The organism is Streptomyces sp. CB02400 (genome assembly GCF_001905725.1).
GTDB lineage: Bacteria > Actinomycetota > Actinomycetes > Streptomycetales > Streptomycetaceae > Streptomyces > Streptomyces atrovirens.
This window is the reverse complement of sequence record NZ_LIWB01000016.1, coordinates 190,441-207,739: the sequence shown is the minus strand read 5'-3', so window position 1 is coordinate 207,739 and position 17,299 is coordinate 190,441. Positions and strand designations below refer to the sequence as shown.

At 72.9% G+C, this 17,299-nt stretch carries 5 protein-coding genes; 2 read left to right on the top strand and 3 right to left on the bottom strand.

The genetic code is table 11. From position 1 onward, the window contains the following. From AMK33_RS44185 to AMK33_RS31005, 3 genes are all read right to left on the bottom strand, one after another. On the bottom strand, positions 1 to 13,010 hold a 13,010-nt coding region (locus AMK33_RS44185; RefSeq protein WP_073936315.1), incomplete at its 3' end, for a type I polyketide synthase. 245 nt (positions 13,011 to 13,255) lie between these two features. Beyond that, on the bottom strand, positions 13,256 to 13,987 hold the full coding sequence (locus AMK33_RS31010) for a TetR/AcrR family transcriptional regulator (protein ID WP_079195033.1): 732 nt from the start codon (positions 13,985 to 13,987) through the stop codon (positions 13,256 to 13,258). Between the two features lie 4 nt (positions 13,988 to 13,991). Then, positions 13,992 to 15,608, bottom strand: coding sequence for an MFS transporter (locus tag AMK33_RS31005; RefSeq protein ID WP_079195032.1), 1,617 nt, complete (start codon positions 15,606 to 15,608; stop codon positions 13,992 to 13,994). Positions 15,609 to 15,946: 338 nt separating this feature from the next. Between AMK33_RS31005 and AMK33_RS31000 the strand changes: the two genes are divergently transcribed. Both AMK33_RS31000 and AMK33_RS30995 read left to right on the top strand, forming a co-directional pair. After that, positions 15,947 to 16,129, top strand: a complete 183-nt coding sequence (locus AMK33_RS31000; protein ID WP_073936314.1) for a DUF5302 domain-containing protein — start codon at positions 15,947 to 15,949, stop codon at positions 16,127 to 16,129. 326 nt (positions 16,130 to 16,455) lie between these two features. Further along, positions 16,456 to 17,112: a TetR/AcrR family transcriptional regulator gene (locus tag AMK33_RS30995; protein ID WP_073936313.1), complete on the top strand. Its 657-nt coding sequence runs from the start codon at positions 16,456 to 16,458 to the stop codon at positions 17,110 to 17,112. Positions 17,113 to 17,299: the final 187 nt, after the last annotated feature.

The window sequence follows — 17,299 nt, the reverse complement described above, 5'->3', positions numbered from 1 at the left end:
AGACGGGCCGCCTGGTCCCGCAGCGCCGCCGCGGTCTTCCCCGACACCGCCCACGGGATCACCGGAAGCGGCGTCCCCGGCTCGTCCGGTGACTCCTCCGCCGCCGGAGCCTGCTCCAGGACGATGTGCGCGTTCGTACCGCTGATCCCGAACGACGACACCGCGGCGCGCCGCGCACGCTCGGTGTCCGACCACTCCCGGGCCTCCGTCAGCAGGGCCACCTGCCCCGCCGACCAGTCGACCTCCGTCGTGGGCCGGTCGACGTGCAGGGTCTTCGGCAGCACCCCGTGCCGCATGGCCTGCACCATCTTGATGACGCCCGCGACACCGGCCGCCGCCTGCGTGTGACCGATGTTGGACTTGATGGAACCCAGGTACAGCGGCCGGTCCTCCGGCCGGTCCCGGCCGTAGGTGGCCAGCAGCGCCTGCGCCTCGATCGGATCACCGAGCCGGGTGCCCGTGCCGTGCGCCTCGACGACGTCCACATCGCCCGGCGTGAGCCCGGCGCCCGCCAGGGCCTGCTGGATGACCCGCTGCTGCGAGGGCCCGTTCGGAGCGGTCAGACCGTTGGACGCGCCGTCCTGGTTGACCGCCGAACCCCGCACCACCGCCAGCACGTCGTGCCCGAGCCGGCGGGCGTCCGACAGCCGCTCCACGAGCAGCATGCCCACGCCCTCGGAGAACCCGGTGCCGTCGGCCGTGTCCGCGAACGCCTTGCAGCGCGCGTCCGGCGCGAGGCCCCGCTGCCGGGAGAACCCGATGAACGTGGCCGGCGTCGCCATCACCGTCACACCGCCGGCGAGCGCCAGCGAGCACTCGCCGGAGCGCACCGCCTGCGCCGCCAGATGCAGCGCGACCAGCGACGACGAGCACGCCGTGTCCACCGTCACCGCCGGGCCCTCGAAACCGAGGGTGTACGACACGCGGCCGGAGACGACGCTGCTGGTGTTGCCCGTCATCAGATGGCCCTGCACCTCGTCCGACGCCTTCGCCACCCCGGACACGTAGTCCTGGCTGATGCTGCCGACGAACACGCCGGTACGGCTGCCCCGCAGGGACGCCGGGTCGATCCCGCTCTGCTCCAGGGTCTCCCACGCGGTCTCCAGCAGCAGACGCTGCTGCGGGTCCATCGCCAGCGCCTCACGCGGGCTGATCCCGAAGAACGCCGGGTCGAAGTCCGCGGCGCCGTACAGGAAACCGCCCTCACGCGTGTACGAGGTGCCCGGGTTGGCCGGGTCCGGGTCGTAGAGGTTCTCCAGGTCCCAGCCGCGGTCCTCGGGCATGCCGCCGATGGCGTCACGGCCCTCGGCGACCAGCTCCCACAGGCCGTCCGGGTCGGTGATGCCGCCCGGATAGCGGCAGGCCATGCCGACGATCACGACCGGGTCGCTGTCGTCCGCGACGGCGGCCACCACCGGAGCGGCCGCCCGGGACCGCACGCCGGTCACCTCGGTGTACAGGTGAGCGGCGAGCACGGCGGGCGTCGGATGGTCGAAGACGAGCGTCGACGGCAGCGTCAGGCCCGTCGCCGCCGCCAGCCGGTTGCGCAGCTCCACCGAGGTCAGCGAGTCGAAGCCGACGTCCTTGAACGCCCGGTTCTCCTCGACCGCCGCCGCGGACTGCGCGCCGAGCACGGCCGTCGCGTGCGAGCGGACCAGATCCGCCAGCACGGCCGTCGCCTCCTTCCGGGCGAGCCCGGCGAGCCGGTCCAGCAGCGCCGAACCCGCGGCGCCGGCCGGAGCGGACGCGGCGGTACGGCGCACCACCGTCCCGGACAGCCCCCGGAGCACCGGCGGCAGCGCACCGGCCGCGGCCAGCTCCCGCAGGCGGCGCGGCTCCCACCGGGTGGGCAGCAGCGCCGCCTCCGGCCGGGTGAGCGCCGCGTCCAGCAGCGCCAGCCCCTGCTCGGAGGCGAGCGGGAGGATGCCGGCCTTCGCCATACGGGCCAGATCCCGTTCGCCCAGCCGCGCGGTCAGGTCACTGGCCTCCTGCCAGAAGCCCCAGCCCAGGGCGTGCGCGGGCAGGCCCTGGGCACGCCGGTGCGCGGCGAGGGCGTCCAGGAACACGTTCGCCGCCGCGTAGTTGCCCTGGCCGGCCGCTCCGAGCGTGCCCGCCATGGACGAGAAGAGCACGAACGCCGCCAGCGGCAGCTCTCGGGTCAGCTCGTGCAGATGCCAGGCGCCGTCCGCCTTCGGCCGCAGCACGGCGTCGAGGCGCTCAGGCGTCAGCGACTCCACGACGGTGTCGTCCAGGGCGCCCGCCAGGTGCACCACACCCGTCAGCGGGTGCGCCGCGTCGATACCGTCCAGCAGGTCCGCGACCGCCGCCCGGTCCGCCACGTCGCAGGCCACGACCCGTACGTCGGCGCCGAGTTCCGTCAGATCGGCGCCCAGCCGCCGCGCGGCGGGCGCGTCGGGGCCCCGGCGGCCGGTCAGCACCAGGTGCCGCACCCCGTGCGCGGTCACCAGGTGCCGGGCCACCAGCGCGCCCAGCGTTCCGGTGCCGCCGGTGACGAGCACCGTGCCCTCCGGCGCGAACGGACGACCGCCCCCGGCGGGTTCCGTCACGGCCTCGGTCACCATCGTGAGCCGGGGCACGAGCACCTCGCCCGCCCGCAGCGCGAACTGCGTCTCCGTGTCGAACGGCACACCGGCCGGCAACGGCCGAGCGTCCCCGTCACCGGCTGAAGCCTCGCCCCTGGGCAGGTCCAGCAGCGCGAAACGGCCCGGATGCTCCGTCTGCGCCGACCGCACCAGACCCCACACGGCCGCCGTGGCCGGGTCCGGGGCACCCGCGCCGGCGTCGACCGCACCCCGGGTGACGACGACCAGACGGGACGCGGCGAACCGCTCCCCGGCCAGCCACTCCTGGAGCGTGGCGAGGACCGACGCCGTCACCCGCCGTGTCTCGGCGGTCGGTTCGGCCGAGGCGTCCGCCCCTACCGGCACGAACACCACCGGCGGGACGTCGTCGTCCGCCCCCGCGAGCTCCTCCAGACCGGCACGATGCCGCACCGACCAGCCCGCGCCGTCCAGCGCGGACGTCACCGGCCCGGCCGCGGAGCCCACGACCGCGCACTCCACCGGCGATCCGGCCGGGGCTGTCGGCACGGCCGTCCAGTCCAGCCGGTGCAGCGCGCCACCGCGCGAAGCACCGTCGGCAAGCCTGCCCGCGGCGATCTCCCGGGACTCCAGCACCGCGATCGAGGCGACCGGGCGGCCCGACGCGTCGGCCACCTCGACGGCGACCTCCGCCGCGCCCGCCGCGGGCGCGATCCGCACCCGGACCGTCGTCGCGCCCCGCGCGTGCAGTTCGGCACCGCGCACCCGGGCGACACCCCGCGGCCGCCCGTCGGCGGCGGCCTCCTGGTGCCACAGCGGGTGCAGCGCCGCTTCCAGCAGCACCGGATGCAGCACGAACGCACCGGCGTCCGCGTGCAGGTCCTGCGCCAGCTCGGCCTCGGCGAACAACTCGTCGCCGCGCCGCCAGGCGGCCCGTACGGTCCGCAGCACCGGGCCGAGCTCCAGGCCGCCGTCCGCCGACGCCTCGTACCACTCGTCCACGGCGACGGGCCGCGCCTCCGGGGGCGGCCAGGCCGCCAGGTCGAAGGAGGGCGCTCCCGCCGCCCGGCCCAGCGTCCCGGAGGCGTGGTGGACCCACGCGTCCTCGGCCGCGCCCTCGGCGCGGGAGTACACGTCGACCGGACGGCCCCCGGACGTGGACCCCTCGCCCACGACCACGTGCAGATGCACCCCGTCGCCCGGTCCGCCCGCGCCCTCGGGGAGCACCAGCGGCTCGTGCAGCGCGAGGTCCTCGATCCGGTCGAGGCCGGCCCTGTCCCCGGCCTGTGCGACCAGCTCCACGAACGCGGCGTCCGGCAGCACCGTCCGCCCGTGCACCCGCCTCTCGCCCAGCCAGGGCTGCGCGGCCGTCGACAGCCTGCCGGTGAGCACCACCGACCCGGAGCGCGGCGACGTCACCTCGGCGGCGAGCAGCGGGTGGCCGAGAGCACCCAGGCCGACGGCGCCCGCGTCCCGCACCGCCGGCTTCGGCGGCAGCCAGTACCGCTGCCGCTGGAACGGGTAGGTGGGCAACTCCGCGTGTTCGGCGGCCGGCAGCAGCGCGGTCCAGTCGACGCGGACGCCCGCGGCGTACGCCTCCGCCAGCGACAGCACGAACCGTTCCGGTCCGCCCTCACCACGCCGCAGCGTCCCCACCGCGACGGCGTCCGCCCCGGCGTCCTGCACCGTGTCCTGCACCCCCATGATCAGGGCCGGGTGCGGGGACACCTCGAGGAACAGCCCGTATCCGTCGGCGAGCAGCGCCCGCGTGGCCTCCTCGAACCGCACGGTCTCCCGCAGGTTGCGGCTCCAGTAGGCCGCGTCCAGACCGCTGGTGGCGATCGGCGCGCCGGTCACCGCCGAGTAGAACGCGACGGAGGTGTCCCGCGGTGCCAGCCCGGACAGCTGCGCCTGCAGCTCGGGCAGCAGCGGGTCCATGTGGCGGCTGTGCGAGGCGCACGAGGCGTTCAGCCGGCCGCAGACGATGTCGTCGTCGTCGAGCTCGATCAGCAGGTCGACGATCGCGTCGGTGTCGCCGGACACCGTCACCGAGCGCGGGGTGTTCACGGCGGCCACGGCGATGCGCTCGCCGTAGCCCGCGATGCGCTCACGGAGCTCGGCCAGCGGCAGCTCGACGAACGCCATCTCGCCGCCGCCCCCGTCACGGTGCAGCGCGCGGCTGCGCAGAGCGATGATGCGGGCCCCCTCCTGGAGGGTGAGCGCCCCCGCGACCACGGCCGCGGCGACCTCGCCCTGGCTGTGCCCGACCACCGCGTCCGGCCGCACACCCAGCTCACGCCAGACCGCCGCCAGCGACACGAACATCGTGAACAGCGCCGGCTGCGCGATGTCGATCCGTTCCAGCGGGTAGTCGGCGGCGGGCAGTTCACCACGCAGCAGTTCCCGGACGGACCAGCCGGTCACCGGCGTGAAGGCCGCGTCGCAGGCGGCGACGGTCTCTTCGAACGCCGGGCTGCGCTCCAGCAGTTCCCGGCCCATGGCGTGCCACTGGCTGCCCTGCCCGGAGAAGACGAACACGGTCCGGTCCGGCACGGTCGCGGTGCCCTGCACGACCCCCGGCACGGGTTCCCCCGCCGCCAGCGCCGCGAGCCGCTCGCGCAGCTCGCCGCGGCCCGCGCCGACCACGACCGCCCGGTGTTCGAAGGCGGCGCGGCCCGAGGCCAGGGCGCCCGCGACCCGGGCCGCCGACACCTCGTCGTGCGCGTCCACGTGCCCGAGGAGCCGCTCGGCCTGCGCGCGCAGCGCGTCGGCCGAGCGTGCCGACAGCACCCACGGCAGGACGCCGCACGGGGCCGCCGTCTCCGGGGCGGGCTCGGGCGCGGGCGGTGCCTGTTCGAGCAGCACGTGCGCGTTGGTGCCGCTCACCCCGAACGAGGACACCGCGGCCCGCCGCGGACGGTCCTCGCTCTCCCAGGGCAGCGCCTCGGTGAGCAGCCGGATCGCGCCCGACGACCAGTCGACGTGTGAGGTCGGCCGGTCGACGTGCAGGGTCTTCGGCAGCACCCCGTGCCGCATGGCCTGCACCATCTTGATGATGCCCGCGACGCCGGCGGCCGACTGTGTGTGACCGATGTTGGACTTGATCGAACCCAGGTACAGCGGCCGGTCCTCCGGCCGGTCCCGGCCGTAGGTGGCCAGCAGCGCCTGCGCCTCGATCGGATCACCGAGCCGGGTGCCCGTCCCATGGCCCTCGACGACGTCCACATCGCCCGGCGTGAGCCCGGCACCCGCGAGGGCCTGCCGGATCACCCGCTGCTGCGAGGGCCCGTTGGGGGCGGTCAGGCCGTTGGACGCGCCGTCGGAGTTGACGGCCGTGCCCCGCACCACGGCGAGCACGGGATGCCCCTGGGCCCGCGCCTGCGACAGGCGTTCCACGAGCAGCATGCCCACGCCCTCGGAGAACCCGGTGCCGTCGGCGGCGTCCGCGTACGGCTTGCAACGGGCGTTCGGCGCCAGCCCCTTCTGCTTGTCGAACTCGTCGAACACCGACGGCGTCACCATCACCTGCACACCGCCGGCGAGCGCCAGCGAGCACTCGCCGGAGCGCACCGCCTGCGCCGCCAGATGCAGCGCGACCAGCGACGACGAGCACGCCGTGTCCACCGTCACCGCCGGGCCCTCCAGCCCGAAGACGTAGGCGAGGCGACCGGACATCACACTGCTGGAGACACCGGTCATCATGTGCCCCTCGACGCCGGCGCGCGCCAGGTCCGCCTCCGTGCCGTAGCCCGTCGACGCACCGCCGACGAACACGCCGACGGACGTGCCGCGCAGCGCGCCCGGCTCGATCCCGGCCCGCTCCAGGGTCTCCCAGGTCGTCTCCAGCAGCAGACGCTGCTGCGGGTCCATCGCCAGCGCCTCACGCGCGCTGATCCCGAAGAACGCCGGGTCGAACTCCGCGGCCCCCGCCAGGAACCCGCCCTGACGGGTGTAGTCGGCGCCTTCGCCGGCCGCCCATCCCCGGTCCGTGGGGAACGCGGCGATGCCGTCGCGGCCCTCGGCGACCAGGTCCCACAGGCCGTCCGGATCGGTGATGCCGCCCGGGTAGCGGCAGGCCATGCCGACGATCACGACCGGGTCGTCCTCGTCCGCGACCGCCGCCGGCACCGCGGCCGGCGCCTCGGCACGGCCACCGAGGAGCTCCCCGGCCAGGTGCCGGGCGAGGACCTGCGGCGTCGGATAGTCGAAGACCAGGGTGGCGGGCAGATTCAGGCCCGTGACCACGCTCAGCCGGTTGCGCAGGTCGACCGCCGTCAGCGAGTCGAACCCGAGCACCTTGAACACCGAGTCGTCCCGGACCGCCTGGGCACCGGTGTGCCCGAGCACCGCCGCGGCGTGCTCGCACACCAGGCCGGCCAGTGTCCGCTCCGCGTCGGCGGCGGAGAGCGCGGCGAGCCGGCCGCGCAGCGCCGAGTCGCCGGCCGCGACGGCACCACCCGCGGCGGTACGGCGCACGGTGCCGCCCAGACGCCGCAGCACCGGCGGCAGGTCACCGGCGGCGGCACGGGCCTTCAGCCGCCGGAAGTCCCACTGCACCGGCACGGTCGCGGCCTCGGTCGAGACGAGGGCCGCGTCGAACAGCACCAGGCCGTCCTGCGCGGGCAGCAGCACCAGACCCGTCCGGGCGATCCGGGCGAGATCGCTGTCGCCGACGTCCCGCATCATCGTGCTGCTGTCCCGAAGGTCCCACGGGCCCCAGGCCAGCGAGTGGCCGGGCAGCCCCGACGCCGCGCGGTGCTGGGCGAGGGCGTCCAGGAAGACGTTGGCCGCCGCGTAGTTGGCCTGGCCCGCGGAGCCCACGGTGCCCGCCATCGAGGAGAACAGCACGAAGGCCGCGAGGTCCGCGTCCCGGGTCAGCTCGTGCAGGTTCCACGCCGCGTCCACCTTCGGCCGCAGCACCCGGGCGACCCGCTCGGGGGTGAGGGCGTCCAGCACACAGTCGTCGAGGACACCGGCCGAGTGCACCACCCCGGTCAGCGGGTGCGCCGGGTCGACCCCGGCGAGCAGTGCCGCCAGGCTGTCCCGGTCGGCCGTGTCGCAGGCCACCAGGTTCACTTCGGCCCCGAGCGCGGCCAGTTCGGCGAGCAGCTCCGGCGCACCGGCCGCGGCCATGCCGCTGCGGCTGGTCAGGAGAAGGTGCCTGACCCCGTGCCGGGTCACCAGGTGACGGGCCACCAGGGCGCCGATCGCGCCGGTGGCGCCGGTGAGCAGCACCGTGCCGTCGGGGTCGAGCGCGCGGGGCACGGTCAGCACGATCTTGCCGATCTGCTGCGCCTGCGCCAGCAGCCGGAACGCCTCGGGCGCCTGGAGCAGGCTCAGTGCGCGCACCGGCAGCTGCTCCAGCCCGCCGTCCGCCAGCAGCCCCACCACCTCGGTGAGCATCTCGCCGAGCCGCTGCGGGCCCGCCTCGATCAGGTCGAACGCCCGGTAGGAGACACCGGGCCGGTCCCGCGCCACCTCGTCGGCCGAACGGATGTCGGTCTTGCCCATCTCGATGAACCGGCCGCCGCGCGGCAGCAGCCGCAGCGACGCGTCCACGAAGTCACCGGCCAGCGAGTCCAGGACGACGTCCATGCCCTCGCCGTCCGTGGCACGCAGGAACTCCCCCTCGAAGTCCAGGTCCCGTGAGGACGCCAGGTGCGCGTCGTCGAAGCCCGCGGCGCGCAGCGCGGCGTGCTTGCCGGGTGACGCGGTGCCGTAGACCTCTGCGCCCAGGTGCCGGGCGATCCGCACGGCCGCGGTGCCCACACCGCCCGCCGCGGCGTGCACGAGCACCTTCTCCCCGGCCCGCAGCCCGGCGAGGTCGACCAGCCCGTAGTAGGCCGTGAGGTAGGCGATCGGCACGGCGGCGGCCTGCTCGAACGACCAGCCCCGCGGCATCGGCACGACCATCCGCGCGTCGGCGACGGCCACCGGCCCGAACGACCGGTCGACCATGCCGAGAACACGGTCACCGGGCGCCAGCCCGGTCACGTCCGGGGCGACCTCCAGGACCACACCGGCGGCCTCGCTGCCGATGTGCCCCTCGTCGGGGTACGTACCCAGCGCGATCAGCACGTCCCGGAAGTTCAGGCCCGCGGCCCGTACCGAGATCCGCACCTGCCCGGCCGCCAGCTCCTCGGCGGCCTGCGGGAACGGCACCAGCGACAGATCGGCCAGACCTCCCTTGCCCGGGGCGAGCTGCCACACGGCCTCACCGGCGGGCGGCGTCAGCGGCTCGTGGGGTACCGCGGCCAGCAGCGGCGTGAGCCGGTCACCGTCGCGCAGCGCCAGCTGCTCCTGCACGGCGAACGGTGCGCTCTCCAGGGCCCGCCAGGACTCGTCCGCACCCTCGGGACCGACAGCGGGGTCCAGGTCGACCAGACCGAACCGGCCGGGGTGCTCGGACTGCGCGGACCGCACCAGACCCCACACCGCGGCACCGGCCAGATCCCGCGGTCCGGAGCCGACGGCCACCGCGCCACGGGTCAGGAGCACCAGCCGGGACGAGGCGAACCGCTCGTCCGCCGCCCAGCGGCGCACCAGCTCCAGCGCCTCGACGACCTTCGCGTGCACGACATCGGCACCGAACTCGGCCTCCGCATCGGGCAGGAAGGGCGCGAAGACGGCCTCGGGCAGCCCACCCGCCTCCTCCGCCCGCTCGGCGAGAGCGGCCACGTCCGGGTACACCGCGCACTCCCAGCCCGCGGACCGCAGCGACACGGCGGCATCCTCGGCCCCCTGGCCCACCACCGCGCACCGCGCCCCGCCGGGGGCGTCGGCGGCAGGCACCGGCGACCAGTCGAGGCGGTACAGGGACCCCGAACCGCGCTGGGCGACGTCGGCGAGCTGTCCCGCCGTCATCCGACGGGCCACCAGCGAATCGACCGAGGCGACGGGGTTGCCCGACCGGTCGGCCAGCTCCACCCGCACCGACCCGGCGCCCACCGGCGAGATGCGCGCCCGCACCGAGGTGGCACCCACCGCGTGCAGTGCCACTCCCGACCAGGCGAACGGCAGCCACGGCCGGCCCTCCTCGGCCGTCAGCGGACCGAACCCGGCCGCGTGCAGTACGGCGTCGAGCAGCGCCGGATGCACACCGAACCGAGCTGCCTCGGCGTGCTGTTCGGCCGGCAACTCGACCTCGGCGTATACCTCGTCGCCCTTCCGCCACACCGCCGACAGACCCTGGAACGCGGGCCCGTACTCCAGCCCGCCCCGCGCCGCCGCCTCGTAGAAGCCCTCCACCGTGACAGGCTCGGCCCCCGCCGGAGGCCACTGGACCGACTCGAACGCCGGCTCCGGCAGCTCACGGGCCAGGGTGCCGTCGGCGTTGTGCGCCCACTGCTCCGACGGGTCGGCGTCCTCGGCCCGGGAGAAGACCTTCACGGCCCGGCGGCCGTCCTCGTCGACCTCGCCCACGACGACCTGCACCTGCACGCCGCCGCGCTCGGGCAGCCGCAACGGCGCCTGCAGCGTGAGTTCCTCCAGGTGCCCGCACCCGACATGGTCACCGGCCCGCAGGGCCAGCTCCACGAACGCGGTGCCGGGCAGCAGCACCGACCCCATCACCTGGTGGTCACCGAGCCAGCGCTGGCTGCCACGCGCGAGCCGCCCGGTCAGCAGCACCCCACCGGAGCCCGGCAGATCCACCCCGGCCTTGAGCAGCGGATGCCCCGCCGCCCCGAGCCCCGCGGCCGTCACGTCGGCCCCGCCGTCGAGGTCGTCCGGCCAGAAGTGTTCGTGTTGGAAGGGGTAGGTGGGCAGGGCTGCCGGGCCGGTGGGGGTGGGGAGGGTGTGGGTCCAGTCGGTGGGGTGGCCTTGGACGTGGAGCAGGCTGAGGTTGCGCAGGAGTTGGGTCAGGGTGCCGTGGTTGCGGGTGAGGGTGCCGACCACGATGGCGTTGTGTTCGGTGGCGGTGTTGGTGAGGGGCATCGACAGCACGGGGTGGGCGCTGATCTCGATGTAGGTGGTGTGGTGGTCGGCCAGGAGGTGGGTGAGGGCCTGGTCAAAGCGGACGGTCTCGCGCAGGTTGCGGCACCAGTAGGTGCCGTCGAGGTCGGTTCCGTCGGTGGGCTGTCCGGTGACGGTGGAGTAGAAGGCGGTGTGGGTCTGGGTGGGGGTGATGTTGGTGAAGCCTGCCTGGAGGTCGGGCAGGAGGGGGTCCATGTGGGCGTGGTGGGAGGCGTAGTCGACGTTGACCTTGCGGGCGTAGACGCCGTCGTCGGTGAGGCGGGTGACGATCTCGTTGATGGCGTCGGCTTCGCCGGAGATGACCGTGGACGTGGAGGTGTTGATGGCGGCGATGGAGAGGGCTTCGCCGTAGGGGGCGATGAACTCTGCGACCTCGGCCTGCGGGCGTTCGATGAGGGCCATGCCGCCGCTGCCGGAGCAGGCCAGGACGGCCTGGGAGCGCTGGGCGACGATCTGCGCGCCCTGCTCCAGCGTCAGCGCGCCGGCGACGACGGCGGCGACGACTTCGCCCTGGGAGTGGCCGATGACCGCGTCCGGTTCGATGCCGTGGGAGCGCCAGAGGGCGGACAGGGCCACGCCCATGGCGAACAGGGCGGGCTGGACGACGTCGACCCGGTCGTGGGGCGGGTGGTCGCCTCCATCGCCGGTGAGGACCTCGCGCACCGACCAGCCGGTGAAGGGCCTCAACGCGGTGTCGCAGGCGTCGATGGTCTCGGCGAAGACCGGGGACTGGGTGAGCAGGTCACGGCCCATGCCGACCCACTGACTGCCCTGCCCGGGGTAGACGAAGACGGTCTTCCCGCGCGGCTGGGCCGTCCCGGTCACCGCCTGCTCGTGCGGCTGGCCCTCGGCGATGGCGCGCAGGGTCTCCACGGCCTGCTCGACCGACTCGGCCAGCACGGCGGCCCGGGAGTCGAAGTGGGTGCGGTGCAGCGCCGCGGTGGCGGCCACATCCGTCAGCGACACCTGGTCGTGGGCCTCCAGCCAGTTGGCCCAGCGGCCCGCCTGCTCCCGCAGTGCCGCCTCGCTGCGGCCCGACACCACGACCGGCACCGGAAGCCGAGGAGCCTCAGCGGTCTCCGGCGCCTCGACGGCGGGCGCCTCCTCGATCACCACATGCGCGTTGGTACCGCTGATGCCGAACGACGAGACGCCGGCCCGCCGTGTCCGCTCGCCGCGCTCCCACGGACGGGCTTCCCGCAGCAGTTCCAGGCCGGAACCGTCCCACTGGATGTGCGGGCTGGGCTCGTCCGCGTGCAGGGTCTTGGGCAGGGTCTCGTGCTGCAACGCCAGCACCATCTTCATGACGCCCGCGACGCCGGCGGCTGCCTGGGCGTGGCCGATGTTCGACTTGGACGAACCCAGGTAGAGAGGGTGGTCCTGGGCGCGGGTGGGTCCGAAGACCTCCGCGAGCGCCCCGGCCTCGATCGGGTCGCCGAGGGTCGTGCCGGTACCGTGCGCCTCGATCGCGTCGATGTCGTCCGGCGTGAGACGCGCCGTCGCGAGGGCCTCCTGCACCACACGCTGCTGCGAGGGCCCGTTGGGAACGGTCAGGCCCTGGCTGCGGCCGTCCTGGTTGACGGCGCTGCCACGGATCACGGCCAGCACACGGTCACCGTCGCGCTGGGCGTCGGAGAGGCGCTTCAGGACCAGCATGCCCGCGCCCTCCGACCAGCCTGCGCCGTCGGCGTCGGCGGAGAAGCTCTTGCAGCGGCCGTCGGCGGCCATGCCCTTGAACTGGCTGGACTCCACGAACAGCACAGGCGTGCTCATGACGGTGACACCGCCGGCGAGGGCGGTGTCGCACTCGCCGCTGCGCAGCGCGCCCACCGCGGAGTGCAGGGCGACGAGAGAGGACGAGCAGGCCGTGTCTATGGTCACGGCGGGGCCCTGGAGTCCCAGGACGTAGGAGACACGGCCGGAGATGACGCTGCTGGAGACACCGGTGCCCTGGTAGCCGTCCAGGTAGTCGAAACCGGTCTGGTCGTCCGCGTAGTCCGAGCGCATGGCGCCGAGATAGACGCCCGTCCGGCTGCCGCTCAGCGACTCCGGACGTATTCCGGCCCGCTCCAGAGCCTCCCACGCGGTCTCCAGCACGATCCGCTGCTGCGGGTCCATCGACTGCGCCTCGCGCGGAGGGACGCCGAAGAACTCCGCGTCGAAACCCTCGACGTCGTCGATGAACCCGCCCTCACGGGCGTAGGACTTTCCGGGGGTCTGCGGCGTCGGGTCGTACAGGTCCAGGGCGTCCCACCGGGCGGGGAAACCGCCGATGGCGTCCCGTCCTTCGTTCAGCAGGTCCCAGTACTCCTCGGGGTCGGCGATCCCGCCGGGGAAACGACAGGCCATCGACACGATCGCGATCGGTTCGGTGCGCTGTTCCTCCAGCTCGGCGTTGCGCTGCTGAAGCTGCAGCACCGCGGCCATCGCGCGACGCAGGCGGTCATCGTTCCCGGGCCTGTTCACATCCGTCATTCGACTCGACTCCGTCACTTTTCCCTACGGCGGGTACTGGAAACGCAAGAGAGCCGTATCGCCAAGGGGCGATACGGCTCTTGAGGCAATTCTATGAGTATTTCGGTGGTGTGTTTTGAATTATGGCACACCACGCCTGTTCGAACAGTGTGACAGCAGACCCTCCCCGCCGTCAATGTCGTTCTGGCCGGAGGCGCGCGCTCAAGAACTGCTCGAAAAGAAATCAATCACTTTTCGAGCGGTTCTCAGTTCTTCTTGGTTCCTTTGGCGCGCATGCCGGCGATCATGAAACTCAGGCCGAACTCGAAGTGGTCGTCCCAGGCCCGGGACTCCCCGGCCTCCAGGTTGGCCCGCATGCGCGGGTAGGCGCCGCCGACGAGTTCGAGCACCGGCGACAGCCAGATCTCCTTGATGTCGTCCGGCTGGAGATCCGTCTCACGCATTTTCAGGATCCATTTCACCTCGTCCGCCGCGAACCCGAGGACGAAGTTCACCAGGGTGCCCGCCGCACGGTAGGCGTCGGGCGGGGCGAATCCGCCCGCCTCGGCGAGCACGGTGAGCTGCTCGTGCATCGCCAGAGAGTTCGGGCCGACGAGTGCGAAGCTGCCGGCGAGCTGGCTGGTCCAGGGGTGTTCACGGATGATGCGGCGCAGGTCCTGGGAGATGTGCTCGATCTGCTCGCCCCAGTCGGCGTCCGGCTTGGGCGTCAGGTCCAGCTCGCCGAACGCCTCGTCGAGGGCGAATTCGAGCACCGCGTCCTTGGTGGGGACGTGCCAGTACAAGGACATCGCCGCGACACCGAGCTCGGCGGCGAGGCGTCGCATGGAGAGGGCACCGAGGCCTTCCCGGTCGAGCAGACGGACAGCCGCCGCGACGATCTGATCACGGCTCAGTGGATTCTGACCGCTGGGCGGCCGCCGGGCCGGCCTGGACAGCCAGATGCTGTCCAGGCGCGGTTCGGGAAGGTTGCGCGACATGGGATCAAGATACGCCCGTGGTGTCCGGCGTCTTCTCGGCCCCTGGAACAGGCGCCTGCGCCGTGGCCTCGGCGGACTGCGTCGCGGCCTCCTCGGGCGGGACCGAGTTCCTGCGCAGCAGCGCCCAGGCCACCACACCGGCGGCGACGGCGGCCGCGGCACCGATGCGCATGCTCGCCGAGAAGCCGGAGACGAACGCGTCCCTCACCTGCTCGACGAGCTGTGACGGGTCCTCGCCGGCGGCGGCCACGCCCAGGGCCTGCCCGATGGAGTGCGTCGCCTCGTCAGGAATGGCGTCCGGCAGGCGCGAGGCGAACAGCCCGGCGGCGAGACTGCCCATCACGGCCACACCACAGGCACTGCCGAACTCCTGCATCGTGGAGTTGAGCCCGCCGGCCACCCCGGCGCGTTCCACCGGAATCGCGCTCACCATGGCGGTCGACGCGGTCGGCATGGCGATACCGGCGCCCGCGCCCATCACGGCCAGTCCGGCCAGGGCCAGGGAGTAGCCGGAACCCTCGCCCAGGAAGCTCAGTGTCACCAGACCGGCACCCATCACGGCCAGACCCGTGGCCATCGTGGCGGGAGTGCCGATCTTCTCCGCGATCTTCGGGCCGAACGGCGTCATCACCATGAGCGCGAGTGCCATGGGCACGACGCCGAGGCCGGCCTCCAGCGGGCTGTAGTCCAGGACGAACTGCAGGTACTGGGTGAACAGGAACAGCGAGCCGGCGAGCGCGAGGTAGGTCAGCGCCGTGCTGCCGACGGCCCCGCTGAACGCGGGGTTCCTGAAGAGGGCCACGTCCAGCATCGGTTCCTCGCAGCGGCGCTCCCAGTACGTGAAGGAGACCAGCGCCACCGCGCCGACCACGAAGGGGATCAGCGTCTGCGGGGAGCTCCAGCCGTGCTCCGGCACGGAGATGATCGCGTACACCAGGCCGACGCTCATCAGGATGGACAGTGCCACACCGGGGACATCGGTCCGGCGGACCTGCGGGTCGCGCGACTCGGGGACCAGGATGATCATCGAGATCAGCGCGGCGAGCCCGATCGGCACGTTGATCAGCAGGACGGAACCCCACCAGAAGTGGTCGAGCATGAAGCCGCCGGCCACGGGCCCGAGGGCCACGGCCGCCGCGGCCACACCGGTCCACACGCCGATGGCCTTCGGCCGTTCCTTCTCGTCGAACACCTGCATGAGGACGGCCAGGGTGCTGGGCATCAGCAGCGCGGCGCCCACGCCCATGCCGACCCGTCCCGCGATCAACTGTGCCGGGCTGTCGGCCATCGAGGCCACACCGGAACAGAGGGTGAACAGCGCCACGCCGATCAGGAGCGCCTTGCGGCGCCCGATCCGGTCGGCCAGGGAGCCCGTCGTCATGAGCAGGCCGCCCACCGCCAGCGTGTAGCCGTTCATCACCCACTGGATCGACGAGGTCGAGGCACCGAGGGACTCCGTCATCGAGGGGATCGCCACGGTCAGCACCGTGTTGTCCAGCAACACCAGCAGCACGGCGAGGCAGAGGGTGCTCAGGATCAGCCAGCGCTGCGGGTGAGGGGCGGGCCCCGCGGCCGGATCCTGCGTCTCCGCAGCCGTCCGCGGCTCAGAGGCCTCAGTCATGGAGGCTCCCTTCCAAAAGCTTTGACTTACTACGTAAGGGGAGTACGGTACACTGTAAGCGGGAAGAGATTGCACCGCAATGACGCCCCATGAGTATGGGGTGTCCGCACAGGTTATGAAGGGGTGGTTCCGGTATCACTCGACTCGCTCTCGAGGGCGACGCGGTGAAACGGACTCCCATGGCCGACAGGTACCGGGTGCGGTGGCCGGAACGCGCATTTCGCGCGTGTGGTCACTGCTTTGTTCGAGGGGGTGTCAGGTGATTCTCAAGTGAGACTCAAGCGCTTTTCGAGCGGTGGTTCCGCTCGACTCCATTCCTCTCGACCCAGGAGCGACGCATGGCTGACGTGACCAAGCGGAATGCAGCAGACACCGACCTGAAGCTTCAGTTCAAGGAAGTGCTCGAGCGCAAGCAGCGCCGGCAGCGGTCCGGGCAGGCGCACGGCGACAGGGGCCTGCAGGCCAAGGGCATGAGCGGCCCGGTGCCCCAGAAGAAGATCTTCCGTCGCAAGACCGGCTGACCATCCCCCGTTGTAAGCCGGGCGGCGGAGCAGGCGCCCCGGCGGTCCCGTCCTCAGTGGCGGACCGCCGGGGCGTCCGTATGTCCTGGCCACGAGCAGAAAAAGACAAGCTAGACTGTTTCTTATGAGGTCTCGGGGCCGGGAAGAGCCCCGGGTGGAGGACTGATTCCGGCTTCCGCCCGGGCCCACCTCGGCCTTTTCGGTGCGGGGGACTCCCGTAATAAACCGTCATGATGGTTTACTGATCCCATGATGCACATCCGCTCGCGGTCCCTGTGTGCGGACTGTCATGCCGGGCGGCTGTCCCGCGATCAGGAGACTTCTCGATGGTGAAGCAGGAACGAGCGGCGCACACTCGGCAGGCGTTGGTCCGAGCCGCCGGCGAGGAGTTCGCCCGAGGGGGCTACGAGCCGGTGTCGCTCAGCAGGATCAGCAAGCGGGCCGGGGTCAGCTACGGCGGCCTCCACCACCACTTCGCCGGCAAGCAGGACCTGGCCCGGGCGGTCGTGGCGGAGGCCGCCGCCATCCTGCGTGACGAGGTGTGCGCGGCCAACGGCTCCGCGCCCGGTGACGGCGGGCGCGGAGCCCTGGCGCGGCTCGTCGGGTCCACCTACCGCCTGGTGGACCGGCTCGACCGGGACGCGGTGGTCCAGGCGGGGTTCGTCCTCACTCTGGACATCTCCGGCCCCGACCTCGGAGAGAACCTGCGTGAGCAGTGGCGGCGCTGGGTCGAGGAGATCCTGGACGAGGTCGAGCGGGCGCAGGAGCTCGGTGCGGGCATCCGCGGTGCCGACGTCGCGACGGCCGTGGTGGCGGCGACCGTGGGATTCGAGGCACTCGGCGTGCGGGACCGGGCCTGGCTGAAGCCGGACGTCGTCGCCCGCTTCTGGCGGCTGCTCCTGCCGCGCGTCGCCTCGCCGGAGACCGCGGCCGCCCTGCACGCCGCCGGCTGCCCGCCCGTCGCCTGCGAGCCGGCGGTGTGACCCCGGGGGGACCGGGCCGCCCCTGATCGACACCAAAAGAGTCATTGCGTTCTCTTTCTGGTCTCGCATCAGCAAGGATGTTCCCCGATCGGGCCAGAAGAGTGGTCGATATGCCCGATTGAGTCTGGTTCTTCGGCGCACTCCGTGTATTGACAAACCGATCGTGCTGTTTTTTACTTCGGCGAGA

What these genes read in the sequence shown, in the direction of transcription:
- AMK33_RS31010 (WP_079195033.1), bottom strand. Translation starts at nt 13,987, where the DNA reads ATGTCGCGCAACCTTCCCGAACCGCGCCTGGACAGCATCTGGCTGTCC.
- AMK33_RS31005 (WP_079195032.1), bottom strand. Translation starts at nt 15,608, where the DNA reads ATGACTGAGGCCTCTGAGCCGCGGACGGCTGCGGAGACGCAGGATCCG.
- AMK33_RS31000 (WP_073936314.1), top strand. Translation starts at nt 15,947, where the DNA reads ATGGCTGACGTGACCAAGCGGAATGCAGCAGACACCGACCTGAAGCTT.
- AMK33_RS30995 (WP_073936313.1), top strand. Translation starts at nt 16,456, where the DNA reads ATGGTGAAGCAGGAACGAGCGGCGCACACTCGGCAGGCGTTGGTCCGA.